The organism is Paractinoplanes aksuensis (genome assembly GCF_024137025.1).
Taxonomy (GTDB): domain Bacteria; phylum Actinomycetota; class Actinomycetes; order Mycobacteriales; family Micromonosporaceae; genus Actinoplanes; species Actinoplanes aksuensis.
Map to the genome: position 1 here is coordinate 250,045 of NZ_JAMYJR010000027.1, position 26,063 is coordinate 276,107.

Below are 26,063 nucleotides of genomic sequence, written 5' to 3' on the forward strand. Positions count from 1 at the left end.
CTAATGTCAGTTGCCCTTCGCGGCCCGGCCTCCGGGGGCCGAGCCGTCGCCGGCAGCACCCACCTCGATTGCCCTTCGCAGCGCGGCCGAGCCATCGCCAACAGCGCTCAGGTCAGCCGCCCTACGCAGCGCGGCCGAGCTGTCCACGGCGTCGCTCATGTCAGCCTTCGCGGCGCGACCGAGCCATCCGCGGTGCCGCTCGTGTCAGTTGGCCTTCGCGGCGCGGCCGAGGCGGATGGCGGCGATGAGGAAGAAGATGGCGCCGGGGATGGCGTAGCCGACCGCATTAGTGATCGCGGGGTCGGCCGCGGAGGCACCGGCGATGAACGACCCGCCGGCCAGCACGGAGAGGCCACCGCTGAAGATCATCGGCCACTGGCCGCCCATCTTGCGGCGGGTCACTCCGACAAACAGCTGGACCAGACCGGCCACGACGGCCCAGGCGCCCCACACCCGCAGCACGGCCGGGATGCCGGAGGAACCGGCGACGGCCAGCCCGGCCGCGGCGAGCAGGCTGACCACGACGTTCACGTAAAGCAGCACCGGCGACCCGGAGGACCGCGAGGCGCGGGCGTCGATGATCGCGGCCGCCACGTCGACCAGCGGGTAGATCACCAGGAGCGCGGTGGTGACCGCGGTCAGCTCGTCGGCAACCGCGAACGTGATGCCGGCCCAGACGACGGCGAAGGCGGCCCGCGCGAAGTACAGCCGCCGCAAGGCGGCCGCCGTAGTCGAGATGCCGGTGGCGGCGAAAGTAGTCATAGCAATCCTTTGGAAGAACGAACGTTCTGTCGCCACTCACCATGACCGCCCCACTCGGGCGAAGTCAAGACCGAACGTTCTATCCGTCAAATTTGTCACACGGGAGTCGGCCCAACTCGCCACGTGGAGCTCTGCCGAACTCGTTCCGACCAGGCTTGGGGATCTCGACCCGGCCCGCGCGGCCGCCGCCGTCCTGCGGATCATCGACAGCCCGCAGCCGCCCGGCCACCTCGTTCTCGGCTCGGACGTGCTGCGGGTCGTCCGGGCCGCCCGCGCCGCCGTCGACCGCGACATCGACGGTTGGGCGGAGCTGTCCCGCTCCACCGACGATCCACGGTGACCGGCTACCCCTCGATCTCCGAGAACAGACCCTTGAACGGCACCTCAGTCCCGATGAGGCCGCCGAAGACAGCGCCGGCGACCGGCGTGGCGACCGCGGCCGAGGCGTCCTCGTAGCTGTCGAAGTACAGGTCGAGCGTGCGGTAGGCCGGGGTCGCCGTGCCGTCCTCCTTCGGCCACACCTTGGCCGACTCGATCCGCCGGACCCTGGGGAACGTTCCCGCGGCCGACTTCACCCCGGCGTAGACCTTCTCGAACTCGTCCGGGTTCCCGGGGTTGTCGATGACCAGCGTGATCTTGGTGGGCATGGTGGCCTCCTCCGCGTAATACAGAACGAACGTTCTGTCTGAGGCGACGCTAGCCGGTCGGTAGAACAGCGTCAAGACCGAACGTTCTACCTCACGGGACGAAGCGACCAGTACAGCTCGTCCTCGCTGAGAACCGGCGCGGTGTCCTCGTGCGGGCGGCCGACCCGGGCCGCCGACCCGAACATCGCGCCGCGGGCCGGTTGCACGGAGGCGAAGGCGGCGAACCCCTTCGGCTCGGGAATGTCGTCGTAGACCGCTTCCATCCCGCCCCGGAGCAGGTAGGTCTCGTGCCAGAAGCCGGTGCCGCCGCTGTCCCGCAGGAAGTCCCGCCACCACAGGCGATGCGGCTCCGACCGGGCCCAGGCCGGCAACGAGGGCAGATCCCGCCAGTCTGGCGGATCCCCACGTGCATCGGGAACAGCGACCAGAGCAACGACTCGTGCCGCAGCAGCCCGTCGGGCCGGTCGTCGGCCGACCTCCCGATCTGCGGGCCGTACCCCAGCAGGGTGCGCAGCCCGTAGAGCCGGTTCACACGCATCCCCGGGTAGACGACGGTCAGGTCGGGATAGAACGACAGATCGACGGCCTGCCGATTGACGCGGGTCGTCATGGGACCTCCCTTCACCATTTCCGGGTCAGGCTGGGCGCCGGACCTGACCGCGCACTTGACGGTTTCTGGATCCGGGCCTCACCACGTCGGACCGGACCGCAGCAGAGACTCGCGGACCAGGGCCGGATGGGTTCCGGCGAGTACGGGCGACCGCTGCACCAGGAAGCCGGTGTTGATCGGCGGGTCGTCGGGGTCGCGCAACAGGATCAGCGTGCCCGACGCCAGCTCGGCCTCGCACAGGTAGCGCGGCAGCACCGACCATCCGGCCCCGGCGACCACGGCGGCCAGCACCCCGCGCAGGTCGGGGATCACCACGGCCGGGCGCAGGGTCAGGCGGCGGCCGAACACGTGGCGCCAGTAGCGGCGGACGATCGGCACATCCTCGGCGTACGCGATCAGGGGCGCTGTCTCGACATCGAGCGGCCCGGCCGCGACCAGCACGAACTCCTCGTCGGTGAGCGGCGTGGCCGACAGCGTGCGGCCCCGGGGTCGTACCGGGGAAACGAGCAGGTCGAAACGGCCCTGCCGCAAACCCTCGAGCAGGTCGTCGGCCAGCCCGGTGGTGATCCGCAGGCGGACGCCGCGGGCCACCAATGAGGCCAGACCGGGCAGCACCCGTACGGCCATCAGCTCGGCCGGCCCGGCCAGGTGCACGGGTTCCGGCGGTGCTGACGGGGTCGAACCGGCCAGAGCCAGCGCCAGGTCGTCGAGCGGCGCCGCGACCCGGGCGGCCAGGTCGTCGGCGACCGTAGTCGGGCGGACACCGCGCGCCACCCGGTCGAACAACTGACGCCCGGACTGCTGCTCCAGCGCCTGGATCTGACTGGTGACCGTGGACTGTGACAGACCCACGGCGCGAGCGCCTGCCGTTATCGAGCCGGCCCGGTAGACAGCCAGGAAGGTGCGGAGCTGGTCGAGGCTGCCATCGGAAATGCGATCGGCCATACCGACAATTCTATTGGGAACCCGATGCTCCCCCGGCCTACGGTTGCCGTTGTCAACCACGACCAGCACGGGAGATCAACCATGGCCGGCATTTTGTTCGTGATGAGCGCCAGCGACCACTGGACCCTGAACGACGGCACCCGGCACCCCACCGGCTTCTGGGCCGAGGAGTTCGCCGAGCCGTTCCGCGCGCTGACCGAGGCCGGGCACACCGTCGACGTCGCCACTCCGGGCGGGGTGACCCCGGTCGTCGACCAGGGCAGCCTCGACGGCGCCGCGGCCCCGGCTGTTCCGGCCGCGCTCCGGCTCGAGGACGTCGACCTGGACTCGTACGCCGCGGTCTTCTACCCAGGTGGGCACGCGCCCATGGAAGACCTGGCCCGGGACGCCGCCTCGGCCGCTCTGCTCGGGAAGGCGCTGGCGGCCGGCAAGCCCGTCGCCCTGGTCTGCCACGGCGTGGCCGCGTTGCTGCCGGTCGACCGCGAGCTGGTCGCCGGCCGTCGCGTCACCGGGTTCAGCAACGAGGAGGAGGGCCTGGCCGGGCTGGCCCCCAAGGCGCCCTGGCTGCTCGAGGACAGGCTGGTCGCGCTCGGCGCCGATTACAGCGCGGGCGAGGCGTTCAAGCCGAACGTCGTCGTCGACGGCCCGCTGATCACCGGCCAGAACCCGGCCTCGTCGGCGGCGACCGCGGCCGAGCTGCTCAAAGCTGTGAAATAAGGCGGCTCAACCGGCGGCACCGGTCGGTCAGCACGGTCCACTGCTCGTCGGAGCCGCCCGCGCTGTCGGCCGCGGTGATCTCGGCCAGCAGGCCGGCGTAGTCGGCCGCGTACTGCCGGATCTTGCGGTCGGCCTTCGACCGCCGTTTGCGGGGCCGCCGGTCGAGGTCGATGATCTGCTGCGCGAGGGTGGCCGAGGCCGCGCTCAGGGTGCTGCGGCGGTCGGCGGCCTCCTGCCGGCGGGTTCGCCGGGCCTCGGCCGTGCGCGCGGCGCGCCGGCCGCCGATCCACACCGCGGCCGCCCCGCCGATCACGCCGGTGAAGGCGGCCGCCGCCAGCAGGTAGCGGGGCAGCGAGGGGCTGATGGTGCGGCCGCCGTCGGGCACCGTGCCCGCCCGCACGAGCCGGTCGTAGTTGATGGCGATGACCTTGAGGGCCTCCAGCGGGCGGTCGGCCACCGCGTCGATGCCGCCGCCGATGGTCGTCTCGGCCACGGCCGCGCGCCCGAAGTTCTCGTCGTCGCGGTCCGGCAGCCAGGCGCAGCCGTACCGGTCGAACCCGCCCTCGCCGTCGGGCTTGACGGCCAGCACGACCGTGCCCTCGGCCGCCCGTTCGGTGCTGCGGCAGCTGTCGCGCAGGTCGGCGCCGGGTTCGAGCAGCAGCACCACGACCCGGCGGTTGCCGAGGATCCGCTCGGCCGCCGCCCGGTCCAGGTCGTAGCCGGGCGCGGCATAGACCGAGGAGCTGCGGACCGTACGGGAAACCGGGTCGTCGAAGAGGCCGCCGGCCCACAGAGCCCAGCCCGCGAGCACCAGGCAGCCGAGCACGGCCAGGCCGAACAATCGCCTCACGACGGTCCGCCCCGCAGGTACTCGCCGGGCCGATAGCCCGGGTAGGGCAGGCCGCGGCCGACCTCGTCCAGTTCGGCCTCCGCGGCGTTCAACAGGCTCTGCACGTGCCGGTCGGGCAGCTTCTCCTCGATCGCGCTGCGGGCGGCGGTCAGCTGGGTGATGCCGCGGGTGAGGGCCGGATCGGTGGCGCGGCCGGTCAGGGCCGACTGCTCGACCGCCAGCGCGGCCAGCGCGGCCAGCCGGGCCGGCGCCGCGGTCGGCCGGCGACGGCTGGTGGGCCGGGCCGCGGGACGCACCGACAGCAGCAGGAACACCAGCACGCAGACGGCGAACAGCCAGGGCAGGGCGGGCAGGCCGACCCGCAACGGATCGAACGGGACGTACGGCAGCGGGCGGTCGAACAGGCCGGCGTACCGGACGTCGGTGACCCGGTTGAGGTAGGCGTTGAGGATGTTGCGCTGCGGATAGGCGTAGCGGCTGATCCGGTCGCCGCTCTGCGCGTAGAAGGTGACCGCGACCAGCTCGGCGAAGTCGGCTGCCTGGGGGCCGGTGTACTCGATCCAGTCGCCGTACATCACCAGGATCGGGGTGTCCGGAAAGACCTTTTCGAGCGCGCGGCCGTAGTGCGGGAGCGGTTTACCGTACGGCTGACGGGCCAGAGTCACCACCAGCGGTGACCGGCCCGGGAAGGCGGACACGGCGCCGGGCCCGGTGTACGGCCCGCTCTTACGCAAGTCAGCCAACACCGGGGCCAGCTCGGCCGCGGTCGGTTCGCGCCATCCCGGGTCGACGGGCGGCGCGGCCGGGGCGTCCACCTTCCGGATGGCGGAGATCAGGGCGACCAGGGCGGCGGTCACGTCACCGGTGGCGAACTGGGCCCGCCACTCCCCCAGCTGATCCGCCGTCGACTGGTAGAGACCGCCGGTGACCTGGGTGCCGATCACCCGTACGGTGGCCGCCTTGACCTCGCGGACCCGGGTGCGCTCGGCCTCGTCCAGCCCCGGCGGGGCGACGATGATCCGGATGTCGGGGGCGTTCCCGATGGCGGCCCGCACGCGTTGCTCGTCCCAGTGCGCCACCGCGCCCGGCAGCCGCACCACCGGCTGGGCGCTGACCAGCGCGGTCATCTCGGCGGTCGAGGGCACGGTGGCCGTACCGAGCTCGCCGGCCGACCCCTCGGTGACGGTGTTGCCCGAACTGGGCGACTGCCCGTAGCTCACCGTCACGCTCTGCCGCTGCGCGACCAGGAACACGACGAACACCACGGCCGCCGCACCCAGGGCGATCCAGCGCAGCCAGCCCCTCACCGCGCGGCCGCCCGCCACATCGAGTCGGCCTGCCGGGCGTACTCGGCGGCGGTGCGCGCGGCACCGGCCCCGCCGCCCCCGGCCACCACCAGTTCGGCCTCGGCCAGCAGCCGATCCGCCTCGGGCACGCGGGCGGAAACCGCGTCCCGGCTCACCGTCGCCCGATCGACCGCGGCCCGCGCGGCCGACCAGGCAACCCGCCGCTCCAGAGTCGCGGCCCGCCGCCGGGGCACCAGAACCGAGCCGACGCCGGCGACGAACAACAGCACTCCACCGACCAGCCAGACCCACCAGGACAACGACATGACCTGGCTATTCTGCCCTACGCGATCTCAGCTGGCCGGCAGGTGACCCCCGCAGCTGGCGAAGCCGATGTTCTGCGCCTGCTCAAGGACCGTGCCGTCGGCGACGACCCGGCAGGACACCGCGGACGGATAGCCGTTGCGAGCGATCGGGGTCTGACCCGAGAGCATGAAGTTCCGGAGGCTGTCGCCCCGGTCGGCCAGCGGCAGATCGATCTTCCACGGCAGCTTGACGTTCTTCAAGGTCGCGAACTTGTGGTCCGGCACCGAGTACAGGATCTGCTGCGCCTTGCCCTTGCCGCCGACCTCGAGCCGCAGCATCGGGGTGACCCCGGTGTCGGTGCGGCCGAGGTCACCGACCCGTTGCAGCACCCGGTCGGCCAGGGCGACCAGCGTGCCCTGCGGATCCTTCTGCGTCTCCTCGTCGATGTTGCTCAGCACCAGCGTGACGATCAGCGCGCCGCGCCGGAGCCGCAGCTGATACTCCTTGTTCTGGTTGCGGCCGCTGCCCAGGAAGTAGTCGAGCCAGCTCTCGTCGGCGCCGCTCACCACGTCCTCGACCAGGATCGTCGGCCACTTGTTGGCGAGCGCCGTGGACTTGAAGTCGTCGAGCGAGCCGCTATGCGACACCCGGGCCGACTCGGCCGTGGGTTGCAGGTTGATGACCAGCAGGTCGGACGGCGGCGAGCTGCAGGTGACGCCGTTGCTGGTGGCCTCGATGTTCGTGCCGGACTCGAAATCGAGCAGCCGCTTGTGACCGAACTCCGCGCAAATCGGTGCCGGGCCCGGTGCGAACCGGCTGGACCCAGGGCAGGCCGGTCGGCGCGGACATGGTGCGTTGCGCTTTGCCCTGCGCGTCGACGTGGACGATCTCCATCCAGGTGACCGTGCTCGGCGCGCTGACCGTGTAGATGACGTCCCGCGGCGGGGTCGAGGAGGCGGCCGCGACGGGAGCGGCCGGCGCGGCCGGGGCCGGGTCCCTCGGGCGTATGCCGAGTAGGCCCGCGGTCACCGCGAAGACCAGCGCCGTCACCGCGGCCAGCCCGACCGCCCAGCGGGGATCGTCGCGCCGCCGGACCGACTGCCACCGGCCGGTGCCCTTGGCCGGGGCATCGAGGGCGCGCCGCACCGGCCGCGACCGCTGCCGCGATCAGCCCGAGCGTGCCGATGGCCGTGCCGGTCATGAACCTCGCGTGCCACGCCACCCCGGCCGGGACGCCGGTCACCAGCACCACCACGGCGAACCGGTTCCAGGTGTCCTCGGGCGTCCAGGGCTCGTGCAGGGGCCACGCGCTGACGTCACCGGAGTCGATCAGGTGGCGGTACGCGGTCGGCTTGGTCGCGCTGCGGTCGCGGTACCACTCGGCGGCGACCCGGCTGGCATAGACCCGGCGCAGATCGGCGTACTCGGGGGCCTGGTTGACGGCCTTCTGCAGGTCGGGCAGCACGGTGAGCCGGTAGACGTTCTCGTTGTTCTCGGCGTCCGCTGTCGCATGGCCGGGGCAGTCGGCCGAGGTCTTCGTCCGGTAGTACTCCGTCTCCATCTTGACCTCGAGCGGCGCGTCGAGGATGAACAGCTCGTGGCCCTGCTCGCGGACCACCGCGGGCCGCGGCACGATCCACTGCCGCATCGACAGGCACGGCGTTTTGCCCCGCAGCTGGTCCCAGAACCGTTTGCCGTTCGTGGTGTCCGGGTGGATCAGCTTCGAGACCGTCTTCTTCATCTGGAGATCGGCGTCGAGCAGGGCCCGGCCGGCCTCGGTGCGGCCCAGCTTCGCGTCCATGATGTCGGCCGGGTCGTCCGGGTTGAGGTTGACCGTGAAGCTCGACGGGGGCAGGGCCAGCCAGGTGAAGAACGAGTCGGCGGCCAGCCGGGACGATCGCTGCCCGCCGAACGACACCTCGGCCTTCGGATCGGGATCGACCTGGTAGGCGTACTGCAGCCCGGCCCCGACCCCGCCGTCGTAGGTGTCGGCGACGTAGCGCAGTTCCAGGGTGGAGAAGTCGACCCCGCCGAGCTGGTCCGGGGTCATGCCGGCCTCGTCGGCGTCGGCGTAGCCCTCGGCGGCGGCCTCCTCCGCGTCGACCGCGGCGAGCAGCTTCGCCTCCTCGGCCGATTCCGGGGACGCGGCCAGCAAATCGTCCGCGGCGCCGGCCGCCGCGACCTGGCCGGCCGCGGCCAGTGATCCCCGCCGGCCGGCCCGCGTCCTCGTGATCGCCTCCGGCGGGGGCTCGGGCATCTGCTCGAAAGGAACGCCCTTCGGCTTCAGTCGCAGATCCACCGGAACCGGCCGCATCGCCACGATCTGCGGAAGAATGACCGGCAGCTTGTCGCCGCTCGCACGTCCGGCGTTCTGCTCCACGGTCTCCCGCATCAGATCCCGCAGCCGTTGCATGTTCTTGTTGTCGACCACCCGGAGCAGGTAGAGGTAGAGCCTCGACCCCGATGGTCCAGGTTTCATCCCGCGCGGGATCAGCCGCGACCGGTTGTGCCGGAACGGCCAGGAACGCGCCGAGTAGCCGCCTCGTGGCCGCCATGCGGACACCCCCACCCCCGTGGATTCACCACCAGGTCAGGGATGGGTCGATGCCGCCGCTGCCCCGTGAGGTCCTCCCCGACTACGGTTCGATAACGGGCGGCCGGGCCGGTTCGAGCCGGAAGATCCGCAGCGTGCGGTCGGTGCGGGCGTCGTAGTCGCGATAGCCCGGCCACACCTGCAGCAGCAAAGGCCACAGCCTCTCCCGCTCCGGACCCTCGACCAGGGCGGCGCGCACGGCGAAGCTCTCGCCGTCGATCACGATCGTGGCCGCCGGGTCGGCCAGCAGGTTGCCCGACCACGCCGGGTGCTCGGCCTGGCCCCAGTTCGAACCCATCACGACGTACGCGTCGCCATCGCGGACATAGAGCACCGGGCGTTCCCGCGGCAGCCCGCTCTTGCGCCCGCGCGTCGTCAGCAGCAGGGTCGGCGGGGCCGTGCGCCAGCCGGTGACGGAGAGACGACCCTTGGTAAGACGGATCAGGCGCCGGTCGAGCGGCATCAGGAGCCGGCCGCCGGCGGCGAACCAGCGCCGGTTACCGATCCGGAGGATGAACTCGCTCAACCGCACGGCACATCAAAGCACACCGGTGTCCTGACGAAGGCGGCGCTCGCTGATCTCCCAGTTCATGACGTAGAGCCGGATCATCCGGGCCACACTCTCGGCCGTGTCCAGGGTGGCGATGACGTGCTGCCCCGGGTCGCCGTGCGGGGCCTCGCGGACGGTCAGGATGGTGCCGCTCGCCTCGATCTCGCCCTCGGCGCCGAGGGCGACGGTGGCCCGCAGCTTGTCCCCGGGGGCGAGCGTGGCCGGCTCGTCGATCCAGCAGCGCAGGCCGCCCTCGCTGATGTCGAGCAGGGCGCCCTCGACCTCGCTGTCCTCGGTGGCGAGGCGGACGGCGGCGCCGCCCCCGCCCCGGACGTACTCGCGGCGGTTGCTCTGGCGGGGCGGTCCGGCCGGGGCGAGCCGCCACCGGAACGGGGCCTCGTCGGACGCGGCGACCAGGTGGGTGGAGAGCACGACGCGGGTGCGCGGCGGCACCCAGAACACGTCGAGCGACCCGCCCGGTTCGATGCCGCCGGGGCCGGCCGTCTCGAGCGGCGCGGTCACCGTGAACGTGCCGTCGTCGTCGACCGAGTCGAGGCGCGACCGGACGTTCACGCCCTCGCCGAGGACGAGGAACATCGGCGTGCCGACGGCGGGCAGGTCAGTTACGGCGGTGACAGCAGCAATCATCAAACACCTCGCGCAGGGGGATCCGGGCAAGGAACCTGATCGGCGGCCGGTGCGAGCACTTGAGTTTTGGTAGCAGTTCAGTTTCGGGCCGGGCAGACGGTGAGTGGTTCCGGGGCCGGGATCTGGGCCGCCGGGGAGCAGTCGAACCGCTCGTTGATGAGCGCCTTCACGTCGGGGGCCGTCCTGGGCATGATGTACCAGTTGTTCTGCACGATCAGATAGCGGGCGTCGCTCGGCTCAGTAAGGCAGCGCAGGTTGTCGTCGTAGCTGGGCACTTCGCGCATCCGCATCAGCAGGGCCCCGCGCTGCAACCAGATCGGCGACGGGTAGCGGCAGCTCGTCGGGTTGCCCATGGCGTGATTGACCGTGCCGTAGGACAGATAGAGCACGGGGGTGTCGGCGCCGAGCCGCCGGCCGAGCTCGACCAGGGGCGCGTCGGAGGACCGGCCGACCGGGATCGTGTAGTTGTAGGTGCTGAACGAATACGGGTTGCCCGGCAGCACGGGCGGCAGCTGCGCGACGCAGAGCGCCACCACCCCGACGAACCAGGGCAACGAGACCTTCAGCCGGCCGGCCACGAACCACGCGATGACCGCGAAGACGAACGCGAAGATCTCGTAGGCCCAGGTCACCGGCAGCGACTCGGCCAGCCGCCAGTCGGCCGGCTGACGCAGCAGCACCAGGCTCACCCCGGTGGCGAGCAGCCCGGCGACAACGACCGGCCACCGGAACCCGGGGCACAGCGCGTAGGCCGCACCGCACACCCCCGCCGACAGCACCACGGTCGAGGCGAAGTGGTACATGAAGAACTCGCCCTGCCCGTACGCCGGGGCCAGCGAGATCGCGAACCCGACCACCGCGACCGCCAGACCCGCCCACCGCCGGCCGCCCGACTCGCGCCGGATGAGCACGGCGGCCGCGGCCGGCGCCAGCGCCACGACCGGGTTGAGCACCATGACGTCGCCGATCGCGGTGCGCAGCTTGACCACTTCGTCCCAGTAGATCCGCTGCGGTTCCTCGTGCACCAGATGGGCGAGATCGCCCATCCAGGTCCATTCCCATGGCTGGTACTCCGTGATCAGCAGGTACCAGATACCGACCCACACCAATGTGGACAGAGTTGTCCACAGCGCGCGCCGCCGGTCGAACACGCCGATGACCAGCAGGGCGATCAGCGCGACCGGAAAGGTGGACAGCTTCACAGCCACCACCAGCATCGCGACCGGGCCGGCCAGCAGCGCGCCCAGCCACGCCCGCCGCGGCGTGCACGCCACCGCGACCGCGAGCACGGCGAGCAGGGCGGCCACCCAGTCCGGCTCGAGGAAGTGCCAGGGCGGCGACACCATCAGGGCCAGACCGGTTGCGGCCGCTATGCCGGCTGCGGCGGGTCTACCGGCGATCCGCCGGACGCCCAGGAACAACAGGGCGACAACCGCCAGAATCAGAACGTACGTCTCGATCCGGATGACCAGGTTGGCCCGGTTCGACGCGATGTCGCCGACGAGCAGGATGCGCCCCTCGTCGATCGCGGCCATGAACAGCTTGTAGGCGAGCGGCCGGGACACGAACATGTCCCAGATGCTGACGCCGCCCCGGCCCGCCGTCTCGTAGGTGCCGAGGGCGTAGCGCACATCCCCGTTCAGGTTGGGCCAGCTGGCCATCGCGACCGCGGCCAGCGCTGCTAGCACGGCTGTGGCCGCGCCGACCGTGCGTACTGTTCCCCCGCGAAGCAAACTCATCAGACTCTCTCGGTCGGGTGTCCGTGCCCATTGTCGTGCCGAGAGCCCGGCGGCGCTGCCCCGCTTCGATCCCCGTACGGGCCGGATGCGGGTATCGTCCCTGTCTACGCAATGGCGCGGAGGGGGCACGATGGCCGTCCTGGGTGTTTTATCCCCGTTCCTGGGCGGGTGGTACTTCGGCGGCCTGCTCGAGGGGATCGCTCGGGCCGCGGCCGACGCTGATGCCACAGTGGTTGCTGTGCAGACGCTGGACGCGGGCACCGACCAGCAGGAGCTGACCGAGGCCCCGCACCCGCCGTACCCGCTGGCCTGGGACCACGCCGCCGGCTTCGTCGTCATCGTGAACGCGGCCAGCGCCAAGTACCTGCAGGAGATCCAGGCCTCGGGCCGCCCGGTCGTGGTGGTCAGCCACGAGTTCCCCGAACTCGACAGCGCGACCGTTTACCCCGACAACCGGGTCGGCGTACGGGCCGCGGTCGAGCATCTGATCGGGCACGGGCACCGCCGGATCGCCTTCGCCGGTTTCCTGGGCGCGCTCGACCAGCAGGAGCGGTACGACACCTACCACCGCACCCTGCGGGCCCACGGCATCGAGCCGGATCCCGGCCTGGTCTTCGAGGCGGTCGACAACCAGCAGGCCGGCGGCGTCGGGGCGGCCCACGCGATGCTCGCGGCCGGGCTGCCGTCGACCGCGGTCATCGCCGGCACCGACCTGAACGCGATCGGCATCGTGCGGGTGCTGGCCGAGGCCGGCTGCCGGCTGCCCGAGGACCAGGCCGTCGTCGGCTTCGACGACCTGTCGGACGCCTCGTTCACCCAGCCCCGGCTGACCACCGTGCGGCAGCCGTTGTTCGAGGTCGGCGCGACCGCGGCCCGCGCCCTGCTGGCGGCGATCGACGGCACCGGCGGCCCACCGGCCCGCCACGAGGTCGCGACCGAACTGGTGGTGCGGGAATCCTGCGGCTGTCCCGGTTCGGTCGGCGAGACGGCGCTGCGCGACGAGGGCCGCACCCAGTACTTCGAGCGCACCCGGTTGCAGCGCTCCCTCAGCAGCCAGTACGACATCAGCCTCGATCTGTTGCGCAGCCACGAGCAGGACCCCCGGCAGCTGGGCTGGTTGCGCCGCACCTCGGTCCGGGCCGGCTGCCTCGGGCTGTGGCTGCCCGGCGAACCGCGGCTCGAGATAGCCGGCCACTTCGACCGGGCGGCGGCCCTGCCCCCGGTCACGGCCGGCTCGTTCCCGCCGGCCGAGCTGCTGGAGGAAGCCCGGGCCGAGCCCGGTCTGCTGACCTTCGTCGTGCCGGTCCGGGTCGGCGATCGGGACTGGGGCCTGCTGGCCACGGTCGACCGGGTCGACCTGCAGGGCGCCACCGGGCGCGAGCCGATCAACCAGTGGGCCGCCCTGCTGACGATGGCGCTGGACTACCAGGCCGCCCTGCACACCCTGCGCGAGCAGGAGGAACAGCTGCGGGCGAGCGCGCTCCACGACCACCTCACCGCCCTGCCCAACCGCACCTACTTTCTGCAGCTGCTGGCGGCGGCGATCGAGCGCGGCCCGGACGTGGCGGTGCTCTTCGTCGACCTGAACGGCTTCAAACAGATCAACGACACGTACGGCCACGCCGTCGGCGACCAGATCCTGGTCGAGGTCGCCTGCAGACTGCGGGCCGAGCTCGGCGCCTGCGGCACCGCAGCCCGCTTCGGCGGTGACGAGTTCCTGGTGCTGCTGGACGCGCTCGACGACGACACCCCGGAGGCGACGGCCCGGCGGCTGCTGTCAGCGCTCAACCGCCCGCACCGGGTGGACGGGCGGCAGCTGCCGGTCTCGGCCAGCATCGGCGTCGCCCTGGCCTCCCGCACGCCGTTCGCCGACGCGGACGCCCTGGTCCGCGAAGCCGACACGGCCATGTACCGGGCCAAGTCCCGGCGTACGGGCGTCGAGGCCGGCTCGGACACGTCGATGTACGGCGGATATACGGGCGCGACCTAGGTTCATCGGCGCCGGAGCGGTGACGCTCCGGTCAACCGATCGAAAGGTGTCACCCCATGCCCCTCTCGTCTTTCGCCCGGCGCGCGTCGACGATCGCCGCCGGCCTCGGGATCGTCGCGGCCGGCGCCCTCGCCGCGACCGGTCCCGCCGCGGCGGCCGTGCCCGGCCCGTGCGGCGCCCAGAAGACGGCCCGGGTGAGCATTCACTACAAGGCCTGCGTCATCAAGGTCGGGGAGCGTGACTACACCGGCCAGTTCCTCTTCAGCAACAACCACGGCTCGGCGGTCAGCGTCTTCTCCCGGGTCGGCTGGAGCGTCGAGGGCAACAAGCACTGGGTCGGCGGCGGCAGTGCCAAGACCCTGCGCGCCGCCCCCGGCTTCGTCCAGGTCAAGACGGCCGGGTTGTCCTGCGGGAGAGGTGAGTCGATCACCGCCATCGTCCAGGTCAAGCAGAACAACGGCGACTGGGGCCCGATCGCCTACTCGCGCCCCTACACCTGCACCGACTGACGGGGAAGGCGGCCCGCCGGCAACCGGCGGGCCGCCGGCCGATCACTTCAACGAGTGCAGGAGCCCGGTGCCCTCGTTGAGCATCCCGTCCTGACCGAGCGCGAGGAAGTCGGCCTCCACATCGGCCCGGCTGAGCTTCCCGTCGCGTACGGCCTTGTAGCGCACCATCGACCAGACGAACACGTCGAGATTGTCGAAGCGGGTGTTCGCCTCGATCACCTCTTCCTCGTGGAACCAGACGGCCACCTGCCCGTTGGTGAGTACGGCGAAGTAGTTGCCGCCGCCGTCGGCCGCCACCGCGTACAGGTCGTCGTCGGTCAGCTCGGTCTCGTAGTCGGAGTCGAGAATCCCGCACCCGTTCCCGGCGAAGTCGAACCCGTAGACCCAGTCGTACACATCGAGGAACTGCGGCATCGTGCCCGACCGCACCCGCCGGTCGAAAGCCGCCAGCGCCGCCGCGTCGGCCGGCGCCAGCCGGGCCAGGAACGGCTCGACCGGCCGCACGTCCTCTTCCAGAACAATCGGTTCGCTGTCGGCAAACCAGCGAGCAAGATCAGCATCGAGATCGCGATCGATGTACCCGGCCAGATCGGCCACAGTGAGAGTCACCGGCGGATCCTAGCCCCGGGTGATCCCCGGGGGTGCCCAGGGAAGGTCCCTGGGGCGATGCGGGTGCCGGCCGGTCCACGGTGGTCGACATGAAACGACGCTTGATCGTCCTGTTCGCGGCGGCGGCCCTGCCCGCCGCCACCGTGCTGGTGCCGATGGCCGCCAATGCCGTCGCCCCCACCGCGGCCGCCTGCGCTGCCGTTCCGGTCTCGGCGCCGACGGGCACAAAGGTGGTGAAGGTGACCGCTGTCGCCAACGCCGGCGGCACCGTCACATTTCCCTCGAACCCACCCCTGCCCGACTATCCGCCGATCACCGCCGTCCCGGCCTGGTGCGACATCACCGTCACCGTGACCCACCCGGGCGCGCAGGACACGGTGGCCATCAAAGTCTCGCTGCCGCGGGACAAGAAGCAGTGGAACGGCCGGTTCCAGGCCACCGGCGGCAGCGCCTATCTGGCCGGCGAGCTGCTGCATCCGCTGGTCGTCGGGGTCAAGGGCGGTTACGCCACCGCGGCCACCGACGCCGGGGTCGGTGCCGACCCGCTGGACCCCAGCCCCTGGGCCGGCAACGCCGCGCTCGTGCAGAACTTCGCCTCGCGCTCGCTGCACGACCTGGCCGTCGTCGGCCGGTCGGTGACGAAGAACTTCTACCAGCGCGCGGCGAGCTACGCGTACTGGAACGGCTGCTCGACCGGCGGTCGCCAGGGCTACGCCGAGGCCCAGAACCACCCGGTCGACTTCGACGGCATCCTGGCCAAGGCGCCCGCGATCGACTGGGCCCGGTTCGCCGTCGGCACCGCCTGGTCGCAGGCCGTCTTCAACGAGCGCAAGGTCAAGCCGGGCCCGTGCGAGCTCGAGGCCTTCAACACGGCCGCCGTGAAAGCGTGCGACACCCTCGACGGGGTCGCGGACGGCATCATCGACAACCCGCAGGACTGCCACTGGGACGCCCGCAAGCTGTCCGGAACCTCGGTGGTGTGTGACGGTAGGACAGTCACCGTCACCCGGGCCCTGGCCGACGCCGTGAACGAGATCTGGGCCGGGCCGAAGGGCTACCCGGGACCGAACAAGGGCGTGACCTTCGCCTTCCTGGCCACGCCGGGCACGCCGTTCTTCGTGGCCGACGCCTGGGTCAAGTTCTTCGTCGCGAAGAACCCGGCCTACGACCTGTCAAAGATCAACTACAAGAGCTTCCACCAGCTGTACGCCTCCTCGCAGAAGCAGTACGACAGCGTCATCGGCACCAACGACGCCGACCTGTCGAAGTTCGCCCGGGCCGGTGGCAAGCTGATCACCTGGCACGGCCAGTCCGACCAGCTCATCCCGACCCAGGCCACGGTCCGGTACCGCGAGCGGGTCAACGCCGCCCTCGGCGGCAACCGCAAGGTCGACGACTTCTACCGGCTGTTCCTGGTGCCCGGGGCCGACCACTGCGGCGCCACCGGCCCGACCGTCACGGACGACGACGCCCTGGCCGCGCTGATCAAGTGGGTCGAGCACGGCCAGGCCCCGAGCACCCTGCCCGCCGCCGGCCTGTCGCCGACCGGCGTGACCGTCGACCACCCGGTCTGCAGCTACCCGAAGGTCGCGCGCTGGACCGGCCACGGCCCCACCACCTCGGCCGCGAACTACCGCTGCGTCCGAGCCTGACCCTTCCCGGCAAAGCGGCCCGGGGCGGAGTCTCCGGTGAGCACCTCGATCAGGCCGGCCATGCCGCCGCCCCGGGCCGCGACGCGGAACGCCTCGAACAACCCGTCGCCCTCGGCCGGATCACCGGCCGCGGGGCGGCGTTCGGTCAGATTCCGCCGGGCCCGGACCGCCGTCTGCCGGGCCGAGCTCTCGGTGAGCCCGAGCAGCCGCGCGATCTCGCCGAACGGATAGCCGAAGGCCTCACGCAGCACGTAGACGGCCCGCTCGGCGCGGGTCAGCCGGTCCACCAGCAGCCGCACCGCGCCGCGGAGGGCGTCGTCGCGTTCCACCTCGACCGCCGGGTCCGCGGATTCGACCGGCGGGTCCGGCAGCCAGCCGTCCATCGTGGTTTCGTGACGGGACCAGGCCGAGGTCGCCGCGTTGAGCGCGATCCGGGTCGTGATGGTGCTGAGAAAGGCGACCCGGCTCCGCACCTGCGCGCGGTCCGCGCCCTGCCAGCGGACCCAGACGTTCTGCACCACGTCCTCGGCGTCGGCGGCGCGGCCCAGCCGCTGGTAGGCGATCCCGAACAGCCGGGACCGGACGCTCTCGAAATCCGCCACCGCCTCGGGCTCCAGCAGATCGGCCGACGGGTACGACATGACGATCTCCCCCACTCGTTGTCTGTCGATGCGAGCAGCGTCGCGCGGACGGGACGGACGGCGAATCTGCTGACTCGCCAGTCGGGGTGGCCAGTCACCGGCGGCGCTATCGTGTAAGCCCATGAGCGCCTCGCCGACCGCCGAACTTCAGGCCCGCTGCGAGCAGTTGCGGGCGCTGCACCGCCCGGGCGCCCCGCTGCTGCTGCCGAACGCCTGGGACGTCGCCTCCGCGCGGGCCGTGGCCGCGGCCGGCTTCCCGGTCGTCGCGACCACCAGCGGCGGTGTCGCGGCGACGCTGGGGTTCGAGGATCACGAGAAGGCGCCGGCCGGTGAGATGTTCGCCGCGGCGGCCCGGATCGCCCGGGGTGTCGACGTGCCGACGACGGTCGACGCCGAGGCGGGCTACGGCCTGGAACCGGCCGCCCTCGTGGCGGCGTTACGGTCGGCCGGCGCCGCCGGCTGCAATCTGGAGGACACCGACCACGCGACCGGCCGCCTCCGCGACGCCGACCGGCACGCCGACTGGCTGGCCGCCGTACGCCGGGCCGCCACTCAGGACGGTTACCGGCTCGTCATCAACGCGCGGATCGACGTCTTCATCGGCCCGTTCCACGCCGGGGCGGGCCCCGAGACGCAGCACGAGCTGGTGGCCGAAGCGGTACGCCGGGCGAACGCCTACTTCGAGGCCGGGGCCGACTGCGTCTTCCCGATCCTGCTGTCGGAGGCCGTGGCGCTGCGCCGCTTCACCGAGCAGGTCGACGGGCCGGTGAACGTCCTCCGCCTGCCCCAGGCGCCGCCGATCCGCGAGCTGGCGGCCCTCGGCGTCGCCCGGGTCAGCTGGGGACATCTGCTGCACGGGGCCGGCCTGGCCCGTTTCACCGATCAGCTGCGCGCCCTGCGGGATTCCTAGACCGCGCGGAGCCGGCTCTCCGGCAGCCGGCCGAGCTGGCCGCGCGACGTGATCTCGAGCTTGGTGAAGACCTTGCCCAGGTGGTACTGCACCGTCCGCGGGCTGATGAACAACTGCGCCCCGATCTCGGGGTTCGACAGGCCCTCGCGGGCCAGCCGCGCGATCTGCCCCTCCTGCGGGGTGAGCAGGTTGCGGGCGTCCACCGTACGCCGCCCCGCGGCGCCGCCGGTGGCCAGCAACTCGCGGCGGGCCCGCTCGGCGAACGCCTCGGCCCCGGTCCGGCTGAACCTGTCGTGGGCGGTCCGCAGTTGCTCACGAGCGTCGGCCCGGCGGTTCTCGCGGCGCAACCACTCGCCGTACAAAAGGTGGGCGCGCGCCCGATGAATGGCGACATGGCGGCTGGTGAGCCGGGCGATCGCCTCGCGGTAGCACGACTCGGCCGCCGCGCCCTCGCTCACCAGGGCGGTGCACCAGGCCTGGACGCCGCGGGCCCAGTCCGTACCGGCGGCAGTTGTTCTTTCCTCGAGCCGCCGCAGGGCGGCCGACGCCTCGTCGAGTGCGCCGCAGCGGACGGCCGCCTCGACCAGCTCGACGAGGGCGAACCCGCACAGGCCCAGGTCGTCGTAACCGGCGGCGGTCCGGGCGCTGACCAGCGCGTCCTCGTAGCGGCCGAGACCGTTGAACAGCACCGCGGTCGCGTAGCCGTGCCCGCCGATCCCCCGGCCCTCACCCCGGGCGAGCACGTGCTCGAGGCCCCAGTTGGCGTACTTCAGGGCCTCGTCCTCGGAGCCGCGCCACGCGGACAGCAGCAGCGACGAGAACCGCACCGGGGCGTTGCCGGTGGCGTCGGTGATCGCGATCGCCTCCTCGGCCAGCGACTCGGCCGCCGCGAACTCCCCCGCGTGCAGGTGCACGGCGGCCCGGTTGCCCAGGGCCAGGGGCAGCAGGTTGAGCGCGCCGGCGTCGCGGCCGAGCTGGGTCGCGCGGGTGGCCACGTCGTGCCACATTGTGTCGTCCCACAGGTCGCCGGCCACCAGCCACGGCAGCCAGAACCACCGCATCATCTCGCCCGGGTCGCCGCCCGCGTCCGGCCCGAAGGCGTGCAGCGCCCGCCGCAACGGAGCCACCCCGGCCACATAGCCGTCCGCGTACCGGGTGGCCAGCCCGTCCAGCAGCAGGTCGATCGGGCGCGGCGGCTCGACCGCGGCCGGGCCCCGCCGCGCCGCCGCGGCCACCTCGCGCGGACCGGCCCGCTCGTTGAGCCGCCCGGCGAAGATCGCGGCGCCGAGTGCTTCCAGATACGCCTCGCGGGCCAGTCCGCCGTCGAGCGGGGCCAGCCGCTCGGCCGCGTCGAGCAGCAACGGCGGAGCGTCGCTGCCCCGCCGCAGGGCGAAGGCGATCTGGGCCCGCAACCGGACGAGCAGGGCCCGCTGCAGGTCGTCGAGGGGACACAATCCGGCCACGGCCAGCAGCTTGTCGGCGGCGTCGGGCGCGCCCGCCTCGAAGGTGGCCCTGGCCGCGGTGAGCGCCCGCCGGCCCCGGCGCACCGGGTCGGGGGTCAGCTCGGCCGCCCGTTCCAGGAAGGCGGCGGTCGCAGCGATGCCGCCGCGCTGCGCGGCCCGGCCGGCCGACGCCTCCAGTTCGGCCGCGATGCTCTCGTCCGGCGTGGTGGTCGCGTGGGCGCGGTGCCAGGCCCGGCGGTCGGGGTCGACGTCCGGGTCGGTCGCCTCGGCCAGGGCTCGATGGGCCTGTTCCCGTTCGGGCAGGGTCGCGGTGCCGTAGACCGCCGACCGCACCAGCGGATGACGGAAGCGCACCCGGCCGCGAACGTCGATCAGACCCGCGGCCTGCGCGGGCGCCAGCGCATCGGCGCCCAGGCCGAGCCGGCCGGCCGCGCGCCAGAGCAGGGCCGCGTCCCCGACCGGGTCGGCGGCCGCGGTCAGCAGCAACTGCCGGGTCCCGGCCGGGAGCGAGTCGAGCCGCCGCAGGAAGCTCTGCTCGATCCGGTTGGCCAGCGGGGACGCGTCCAGCACGCCGAACCCGCCCGCCAGTTCGGTCGGGGTCAGGCTCTGCGGCAGTTCGAGCAGGGCCAGCGGGTTGCCGCGCGACTCGGCGACGATGCGGTCCCGCACCAGTTCGTCGAGCCGGCCCGGCAGCACCGCGTCGAGCAGGGCCCGGGAGTCGCTGTCGCCGAGCCCCTCGACCAGCAGCTCGGGCAGCCCGGTCAATTCGGGAACATGACTCGGCTCGCGGACCGCGAAGACCAGAGCGACCGGCTCGGCCAGCACGCGGTGGGCGACGAAGGCGAGGGTCAGCGCCGAGGCCCGGTCGAGCCATTGCGCGTCGTCGACCACCCAGAGCAGGGGCTTCTCCGCGGTGACGGCCGAGAGCAGGCCGAGCGCACCGAGCCCCACGACGAACCGGTCCGGCGCCGGCGCCGCGCTCAGCCCGAACGCGGCCGCGAGCGCGTCCCGCTGGGGTGCGGGCAGCCGCTCGCGCCGCTCGAGCAGCGGGGCACAGAGCTGATGCAGCCCGGCGTACGTGAGCTCCATCTCATACTCGTGGCCGGCCGCCCGGGCCACGCGGAAGCCGGTGGCGCTGCGCTCGAGATGGTCCAGCAACGCCGACTTGCCGACCCCGGCCTCACCCCGGACGACCAGCACTTGGCTCCGCGTCGCCCGCACGCTGGTCAGCAGCTGGTCCAGGGCGTCGCGCTCGTTGTGCCGATCACGGAACGGTGGGCTCGTGGACATCGCCCCGGACGCTATCCGCGCCGCCGACCAGCGTCAATCGCCTTGATCGGCGGCATGATCAGCCATCGCCGAAGGCGCGGGCCTCGAAGCTGAGGCCGGGCGGGAAAGAGTGACCCGCGCCGGAGTGAAGATCGAATGGACCTCGGTGGAGCCGGTCGCCACGATGTGCGGATGCAACGTGCGCTGAGGTGGGTCGTCGCTGCCCTGCTGCTGGCCACCGGGGTGAACGGCCTGATCTGGATCGTCGGGCTGCTGACCGCCCAGGGCCTCGACCGGGCCGAGAAGGTCCTCTCCGTGGTGGCCGTGCCCACCACCATCGCGATCGGCGGTGTCGGCCTCTGGCCGGCCCGGCCGACGCCGGGGGCGGAGTCCGGCCGGGCCGTCGAAGGAGTGCGCGGACTAGGGATAGGCACGGAAGGTGTTCGTCGAGCAGTGGATCTCGCCCTCGGAGACGTGGGCCGAGATCAGGTCGTCGACGAACCTGACCTGGTGGCCGATTCGGGTCAGGGCCGCCGTGGTGGCGTCGGCGAACACGTCTCGGCCGTTCACCCGGGGGCCGTACGGTTTGGGGGCTACGTAGCGGCCGGCGTTCACGACCAGGCCGTTGATGACGTTGGGGGTTTCGGCGACGGCCTGACGCATGGCGTTGAGGTCGGCCAGCGCCTGGTCGCGGTCCGGGCCGGCGGGTAGCTGCTCGGCCGCGGTCTTCTCGATCGCCCAGTCCAGCGAGCGGGCGGTGAACAGCATCGGCACGCGCACGATCCGGTCTTCTGTCAGGCCGAGCTCGGCCACGTTGGCGGCGATCCGGGCGGCGGCGGTCCGGTTGGTGTCGACGAACTGCTCGTCGGCGCGGAACTCGGCCACCGTGCGCTGGTCGATCCGTTCGTCGTACGGCCATTCCAGGGTGGGCAGGCCGCCGTGCAGCTTCTGGGCGCCGGACGCCTTGTCCAGCAGGCGCAGGCCGGCCGCCGGGTCGGCCACGATCGCCCGCCAGCCCCGGGCCGACGGCAGGAACTGGATGAACTCGTCGACGTGACCGATGGTGAGCCAGCCGGTGTCCACGGTGACCACGTCCTGCGCGCCCTGGGAACGGAAGAACGTGAGGAGCTCGCGCGACGGCGTGTTGCCGACCACGATCGTGCCGTGCGGGTGGCCCGGTGTCGGCGGCATGGTCTCGACGTTGCCCATCGAGTCGTACGTGTTCATGTCGTCGAGGCCCTCGGCCGGCACCCCGGGCACGTGCACGACGGCCACGCCCGGCCCGCGCAGCCGGGTATAGGTGATCCGCGCGGCCTGCCGGTGCAGGTCGTTCACGGTCGGCACGAGCACGCGCAGCCCGTGCGGCTTCCCGTTCGGGCCGGGCATCACCTGGTAGGCCGGTTCGAACAGGTCCTGCATCCAGTCGTCGCCCCCGGTGTCGATCCGGTCGAGCGGAACCCCTTCCGGCAGTACGGCGGCGGTCGCGGCCCGCCACTGGCGCCCGCTGTCGTCGGTGGCGTCCGAGGTCAGCACCCGCTGCAGCTTCTGCGTGTTGAGCTGGGTGATGACAGGCGCTTCCCTCAGGCGTACGACCGAACTGGTCGTCCTCCCCCCGGCCGTGACCCGCAACGTGACCGTCGCGCGGCCGTCCCACACCGCCCGGTCACGCACCACGTCGGTCCCCTCGAGGCCCAGTTCGGCCCCGCGGCGCAGCTCGGCCGCGCTGACCGTCGAGGCGACCTGCCAGCCCGAACGCTTGACGAACAGCCGCACCCGCCCGGTGGTCACCAGCGTCGCCGTGGCGTCCGCGGGCGCGTCCGGCCAGGCCCCGATCCGCAGGCGCGTCAGGTCGAGTTCGTCGGCCGGCCCGTTGACCGTGGTGTCGGCGGCGTCGTGGCAGGCGGCCAGCTCACGGTCGGCCTGGTTCAGCTCGACCCGATGCGACCGCCTCAAGGCCAGGTACGCCCGCTCGGCCTGGTCCTTGTCCGGTTCTTGTTCGAGCTCCTCCTTGGCCGCCTGGAAACGTTCGTCGGCGGCCGCCTCCCGGTCCACGGCAGCCGCGGCGATGGTCCGGGACCGGGCCCGGCACGCGCCCGCGTCGTCGTCGAGGTTGGCCAGGAAGACCGGGTCGGGCCCGGACGCCCGCAGCTCGGCCACCGGCGCCGAGCCCGCGTGGGCCACCATCGGCACCCCGGCCAGCAGCACCGCCGCCGCTGCGGCCGACAGCCCGGCCATGTGTCGTCGTCTCATGGCGACACATGGTCACGACCGGTTGTCAGAATCCTGTTGCCCGGGCGCAGCGATCCGGTTCGATCAGACCTCGAGGTCGGCCTCGATCCGGCTCAGCCGCAGCCGGGCCAGGCCCAGGTTGGCCCGCTCCTTGTTCAGAGCCAGGTAGAGGAACAGCGACGGCACCCGGCCGGAGCGGTCCTGCAGCGGGCGGATCAGGTGGTACTGGGTGTCCATCGTGATCAGGAAGTCCTCGATCCGGTCGGGCAGGCCGAGCATCTCGAGCGTGCGGAGCTTGGCCCGGACGACGTCGGTGTTACCCGCGGCGGCCACGTTCATGTCCAGCTCGCGGGAGCCGCCCATCACGCCCAGGGTCAGTCCACTCGCGCCGTCGACCAGGGCGACGCCGACGGCGCCGTCGATGTTCATTGCTTCCTTCAGCGATGTCTCGATGCTCGCCACATGCCCTCCCCAGGGATCGTCACGGGCAGTTTAGTTGATCATCGAAACACCTCGGCGGTCGCGTTAAGGTCCGCTGAGCGGATCTTTAAGGGTTCATTAGGACTGGCCCAGGCCGGGCCCGGATGTGAATAGGTGGACCAGCCACCCCACGTCCGAGGAGATTCTCTGTGCCCGCCCACGCTGCTGCCAGTCGCTTCCGCCCTCTCCTGCTGGCCGCCGTCGCGGTCGGAGTGATCGGCGCCAGCTACGCCGGTGTGGCCGTGGCCCAGTCCACGTCCGACAAGGGCAAGAGTGAGACCCCCGTGGCCGCGACCGCCCCGGCCGCGACCGAGACGGGCCCCGACGAGGAACTCGTCGCCGCGTCACCGACCTCCTCCGGCACCCCGAGCCCGTCCCCCACCAGCGCCACGCCCACGCCGTCGCCCACGGCCAAGAAGAGCACCTCGGCCCGGCCCACCAGCACCGCCACCAAGCGCCCGACCAAGTCGCCGACCCGGACGAAGACCACGACCCGGCCCCCGGCCCAGTCGACCGAGGCCCCGTCCGGTGGGGGCAGCTCGGACACCGTGACCGAGGTGATCCGCCTGGTCAACGTGGAGCGCAAGGCGGCCGGCTGCGGCAGCCTGGCCGGCGAGTCGCGCCTGCACCGGGCGGCCCAGAAGCACTCGGAGCTGCAGGCCGACAAGGACACCATGTCGCACCAGCTGCCGGGTGAGGCTTCGATGGGTGACCGGGTCGCCGCCGAGGGTTACAAGTGGGGTGGCGTGGCCGAGAACGTCGCGGCCGGCTACCGCACCCCGGCCGACGTCATGGACGGCTGGATGAACAGCCCCGGCCACAAGGCCAACATCCTGAACTGCGGTTACAAGCACATCGGGGTCGGCCTGGCCAAGTCGTCCAAGGGCACCCAGTACTGGACGCAGAATTTCGCGTCGCCGCTCTGAGACCGGAGTACTCTGACGAGGCGCAGCGCCAGGTCGCTCTCTCGGCACTCGCTCCGCGCATGCGGGCGGGTCAAGCCAAGCGATCAGGGCAGGAGTCTCATGTCGACCGACGACCTCGACGAGAAGGCCCTCCTGCTTGTCCGGCTTGAGCATTTTCATGCTGGTTCGATGGTCATCACGGTGACCGGCGAGGTCGACTCGGCCAACAGCGACGACCTCCGGCGGCAGATCGCCGAGTTGGTGTCCGACCAGGCGGCCCGCACGGTGGCGCTCGATCTCGGCGAGCTGACCTTTCTCGGCTCGGCCGGCATCCGCGCGCTGATCGACTGCCATGACCTCGCGGCCAGTCGCGGGGGCCGGCTCGAGATCAGCCGGGCCCACGAGCACGTCCGCGAGGTCCTGACGATCTGCGGTCTGACCGATTTGTTCCATCTCCCGGCCTGAGGTCAGCCCGCTACCGTGTCCAGCCAGCGGTTGTAACGCAGGCGCAGCGCCCGCTCGGTGCTGCCGATCGTGGCGCTGACCCCGAGCGCGATGTTGAACCAGACCGACGCGTCGAACGGCGAGTCGAACACCCCGAACCGCTCGGCCAGCGGCGGGATGCGGGAGATCGACTCGATGGTCTGCGGCAGGCCGAGCAGCAGCGGAACCACGATCAGCACGAGGGCGACGACGCCGATCCAGCGGCTGAGCGCGGGGCGCTCGCGCTCGAGGCGGGCCCGGCGCCCCTCGGCCGAGCGGGGGTCGGGCACGAGTTGCTGTTCGGTCCCGTCGTCGGCGACGAAGTGGCAGCGCTTGATGCCGAAGGCCGACGCCGCCACCTCGATCGTGCCGCCCTCGATCGGGAAGAAGGCGGGGAGCCGGACCCGGGCGTAGCGCAGCCCGTCCCGGTACAGGTGGGCCTCGGTGTCGCCGTTGTCGTCGCTCTTGACGTGGCTGACGTCGACGGCATAAACGGCCGGGCGGCCCGCGGCGGCATCCGCGGGCAGCCAGAACAGGGAGCGCGACAGCGGCTGCCACCAGCGGAACCTCTTCAGCGCGCGGCCGTCCCCGGGCTTGATGCGCTGGACCGCGCGCTGCCTCCGCCATTCGTCGAACATCCCGCTATTGAAAAGTGTGTCCCTGGGACACAGTCAAGCCGCGCGACGCAGCGCGATCGACTGGATCAGGGCCGAGCGCAGCCCCGGCAGCGCGCCGTCGACCCGGTCGTTCAGCGCACGCACCCCTGATTTGTGTCCCCGCAGATCACGCCACCCGAAGACCGTGCTCACATTGCCGTCGACGGCCAGCGCGGCCAGCACGGACGGGCCGATCGGGGCCTCCTGCTTCGCCGCGTCGCGTACGCGTTCCCGCAGAGCCCGCACCGAGCCGGGATCGGCCACCCCGATCTGCTTCACCGGGATCAGGCCCAGCACCCGGCGCCGCTCGACGGTGATCACCCCGGCCGCGACCAGCTGCTCCTCCACGGCCTCCTCGGCCGACAGCCACTGCCGCTCCAGCAGGTCGAACCAGCGCCGGGGCCGGTCGACGTCACCCAGCACCCGGGCCAGGAACGGGTCCGGCGGCGCCGTCGCGGGCTGGTCCGTCCGCTCGGCCCGGCCGTCGCGGTCGCGCAGCCACCCGGACAGGCACAGGTCGGCGACGGCCGCCCCACAGAGCAGCGAACCCCGTACGGCATGGCTGTCGTCATCGAGGCGGCCCTTGGCCGGGTCATGGCTCAGCAGGAACAACT

27 protein-coding genes are annotated in these 26,063 nt (G+C 72.1%); 7 read left to right on the forward strand and 20 right to left on the reverse strand.

The genetic code is table 11. The features are described 5' to 3' along the window. Nucleotides 1-6: 6 nt before the first annotated feature. From M1L60_RS24945 to M1L60_RS24965, 5 genes are all read right to left on the reverse strand, one after another. Entirely contained in the window at nt 7-159 is a 153-nt protein-coding gene (locus M1L60_RS24945; RefSeq protein ID WP_253239925.1) for a hypothetical protein, read from the reverse strand. 45 nt (nt 160-204) lie between these two features. After that, nucleotides 205-762, reverse strand: a complete 558-nt coding sequence (locus M1L60_RS24950; protein WP_253239926.1) for a hypothetical protein — start codon at nt 760-762, stop codon at nt 205-207. Between the two features lie 344 nt (nt 763-1,106). Then, nucleotides 1,107-1,409, reverse strand: coding sequence for an EthD domain-containing protein (locus tag M1L60_RS24955; protein WP_253239927.1), 303 nt, complete (start codon nt 1,407-1,409; stop codon nt 1,107-1,109). Nucleotides 1,410-1,495: 86 nt separating this feature from the next. Further along, complete coding sequence (locus tag M1L60_RS24960; RefSeq protein WP_253239928.1) at nt 1,496-1,780, reverse strand: monooxygenase family protein; 285 nt, start codon at nt 1,778-1,780, stop codon at nt 1,496-1,498. 317 nt (nt 1,781-2,097) lie between these two features. After that, nucleotides 2,098-2,964 (reverse strand): LysR family transcriptional regulator, encoded by an 867-nt coding sequence (locus M1L60_RS24965; protein WP_253239929.1) that lies wholly within the window; start codon nt 2,962-2,964, stop codon nt 2,098-2,100. An 81-nt stretch (nt 2,965-3,045) separates the two neighbouring features. Here M1L60_RS24965 and M1L60_RS24970 point away from each other — a divergent pair, with 81 nt between their 5' ends. After that, nucleotides 3,046-3,681 (forward strand): type 1 glutamine amidotransferase domain-containing protein, encoded by a 636-nt coding sequence (locus M1L60_RS24970; protein WP_253239930.1) that lies wholly within the window; start codon nt 3,046-3,048, stop codon nt 3,679-3,681. Here the strand turns inward: M1L60_RS24970 and M1L60_RS24975 are convergent. From M1L60_RS24975 to M1L60_RS25010, 8 genes are all read right to left on the reverse strand, one after another. Continuing rightward, nucleotides 3,665-4,531, reverse strand: a complete 867-nt coding sequence (locus tag M1L60_RS24975; RefSeq protein ID WP_253239931.1) for a hypothetical protein — start codon at nt 4,529-4,531, stop codon at nt 3,665-3,667. The two genes, M1L60_RS24970 and M1L60_RS24975, sit on opposite strands and share 17 nt — an antisense overlap. Then, nucleotides 4,528-5,838, reverse strand: coding sequence for a hypothetical protein (locus tag M1L60_RS24980; RefSeq protein WP_253239932.1), 1,311 nt, complete (start codon nt 5,836-5,838; stop codon nt 4,528-4,530). Before M1L60_RS24980 ends, M1L60_RS24975 begins: the two co-directional genes overlap by 4 nt. Further along, complete coding sequence (locus M1L60_RS24985) at nt 5,835-6,143, reverse strand: DUF6403 family protein (protein WP_253239933.1); 309 nt, start codon at nt 6,141-6,143, stop codon at nt 5,835-5,837. The genes M1L60_RS24980 and M1L60_RS24985 overlap by 4 nt, the downstream gene beginning before the upstream one ends. A 27-nt stretch (nt 6,144-6,170) precedes the next feature. Continuing rightward, nucleotides 6,171-6,770 carry a hypothetical protein gene (locus tag M1L60_RS24990; RefSeq protein WP_253239934.1) on the reverse strand — a complete coding sequence of 200 codons (600 nt, stop codon included), beginning with the start codon at nt 6,768-6,770 and terminating at the stop codon, nt 6,171-6,173. After that, nucleotides 6,686-8,602, reverse strand: a complete 1,917-nt coding sequence (locus tag M1L60_RS24995) for a hypothetical protein (protein ID WP_253239935.1) — start codon at nt 8,600-8,602, stop codon at nt 6,686-6,688. The genes M1L60_RS24990 and M1L60_RS24995 overlap by 85 nt, the downstream gene beginning before the upstream one ends. Nucleotides 8,603-8,759: 157 nt before the next feature. Further along, entirely contained in the window at nt 8,760-9,242 is a 483-nt protein-coding gene (locus M1L60_RS25000) for a nitroreductase/quinone reductase family protein (RefSeq protein ID WP_253239936.1), read from the reverse strand. Between the two features lie 12 nt (nt 9,243-9,254). Continuing rightward, a complete protein-coding gene (locus tag M1L60_RS25005) occupies nt 9,255-9,914 on the reverse strand; it encodes a flagellar brake protein (RefSeq protein ID WP_253239937.1) in 660 nt (219 codons plus the stop codon). A gap of 77 nt (nt 9,915-9,991) precedes the next feature. After that, nucleotides 9,992-11,653 (reverse strand): hypothetical protein, encoded by a 1,662-nt coding sequence (locus M1L60_RS25010; RefSeq protein WP_253239938.1) that lies wholly within the window; start codon nt 11,651-11,653, stop codon nt 9,992-9,994. Between the two features lie 130 nt (nt 11,654-11,783). Between M1L60_RS25010 and M1L60_RS25015 the strand changes: the two genes are divergently transcribed. Together M1L60_RS25015 and M1L60_RS25020 are read left to right on the forward strand one after the other, a co-directional pair. After that, a complete protein-coding gene (locus M1L60_RS25015; RefSeq protein ID WP_253239939.1) occupies nt 11,784-13,643 on the forward strand; it encodes a substrate-binding and GGDEF domain-containing protein in 1,860 nt (619 codons plus the stop codon). Nucleotides 13,644-13,699: 56 nt separating this feature from the next. Then, the gene (locus M1L60_RS25020; RefSeq protein ID WP_253239940.1) at nt 13,700-14,152 is read left to right on the forward strand and encodes a hypothetical protein; all 453 of its coding nucleotides are present in this window, start codon (nt 13,700-13,702) and stop codon (nt 14,150-14,152) included. Nucleotides 14,153-14,194: 42 nt separating this feature from the next. Here M1L60_RS25020 and M1L60_RS25025 read toward each other — a convergent pair whose 3' ends face one another. Then, complete coding sequence (locus M1L60_RS25025; RefSeq protein WP_253239941.1) at nt 14,195-14,761, reverse strand: hypothetical protein; 567 nt, start codon at nt 14,759-14,761, stop codon at nt 14,195-14,197. Between the two features lie 89 nt (nt 14,762-14,850). Here M1L60_RS25025 and M1L60_RS25030 point away from each other — a divergent pair, with 89 nt between their 5' ends. Next, complete coding sequence (locus M1L60_RS25030; RefSeq protein WP_253239942.1) at nt 14,851-16,413, forward strand: tannase/feruloyl esterase family alpha/beta hydrolase; 1,563 nt, start codon at nt 14,851-14,853, stop codon at nt 16,411-16,413. Here the strand turns inward: M1L60_RS25030 and M1L60_RS25035 are convergent. Further along, nucleotides 16,392-17,054, reverse strand: coding sequence for a sigma-70 family RNA polymerase sigma factor (locus M1L60_RS25035; protein ID WP_253239943.1), 663 nt, complete (start codon nt 17,052-17,054; stop codon nt 16,392-16,394). The two genes, M1L60_RS25030 and M1L60_RS25035, sit on opposite strands and share 22 nt — an antisense overlap. Nucleotides 17,055-17,175: 121 nt before the next feature. On the opposite strand from M1L60_RS25035, the gene M1L60_RS25040 reads away from it, so the two are divergent. After that, nucleotides 17,176-17,964 (forward strand): isocitrate lyase/PEP mutase family protein, encoded by a 789-nt coding sequence (locus tag M1L60_RS25040; RefSeq protein WP_253239944.1) that lies wholly within the window; start codon nt 17,176-17,178, stop codon nt 17,962-17,964. Here the strand turns inward: M1L60_RS25040 and M1L60_RS25045 are convergent. The 3 genes from M1L60_RS25045 to M1L60_RS25055 form a co-directional block, all read right to left on the reverse strand. Further along, nucleotides 17,961-20,717, reverse strand: a complete 2,757-nt coding sequence (locus tag M1L60_RS25045; protein WP_253239945.1) for a helix-turn-helix transcriptional regulator — start codon at nt 20,715-20,717, stop codon at nt 17,961-17,963. The two genes, M1L60_RS25040 and M1L60_RS25045, sit on opposite strands and share 4 nt — an antisense overlap. Nucleotides 20,718-21,116: 399 nt before the next feature. Beyond that, a complete protein-coding gene (locus tag M1L60_RS25050; protein ID WP_253239946.1) occupies nt 21,117-22,946 on the reverse strand; it encodes a protein-arginine deiminase family protein in 1,830 nt (609 codons plus the stop codon). A 63-nt stretch (nt 22,947-23,009) separates the two neighbouring features. Then, complete coding sequence (locus tag M1L60_RS25055) at nt 23,010-23,387, reverse strand: hypothetical protein (protein ID WP_253239947.1); 378 nt, start codon at nt 23,385-23,387, stop codon at nt 23,010-23,012. A gap of 167 nt (nt 23,388-23,554) precedes the next feature. Between M1L60_RS25055 and M1L60_RS47940 the strand changes: the two genes are divergently transcribed. Further along, a complete protein-coding gene (locus tag M1L60_RS47940; RefSeq protein ID WP_253239948.1) occupies nt 23,555-24,331 on the forward strand; it encodes a CAP domain-containing protein in 777 nt (258 codons plus the stop codon). 99 nt (nt 24,332-24,430) lie between these two features. Then, complete coding sequence (locus tag M1L60_RS25065; RefSeq protein WP_253239949.1) at nt 24,431-24,775, forward strand: STAS domain-containing protein; 345 nt, start codon at nt 24,431-24,433, stop codon at nt 24,773-24,775. A 2-nt stretch (nt 24,776-24,777) separates the two neighbouring features. On the opposite strand, the gene M1L60_RS25070 is transcribed toward M1L60_RS25065, so the two are convergent. Both M1L60_RS25070 and M1L60_RS25075 read right to left on the reverse strand, forming a co-directional pair. Beyond that, complete coding sequence (locus M1L60_RS25070; RefSeq protein ID WP_253239950.1) at nt 24,778-25,431, reverse strand: hypothetical protein; 654 nt, start codon at nt 25,429-25,431, stop codon at nt 24,778-24,780. 33 nt (nt 25,432-25,464) lie between these two features. Further along, the gene (locus M1L60_RS25075) at nt 25,465-26,061 is read right to left on the reverse strand and encodes a GOLPH3/VPS74 family protein (protein ID WP_253239951.1); all 597 of its coding nucleotides are present in this window, start codon (nt 26,059-26,061) and stop codon (nt 25,465-25,467) included. Between the last annotated feature and the right edge of the window lie 2 nt (nt 26,062-26,063).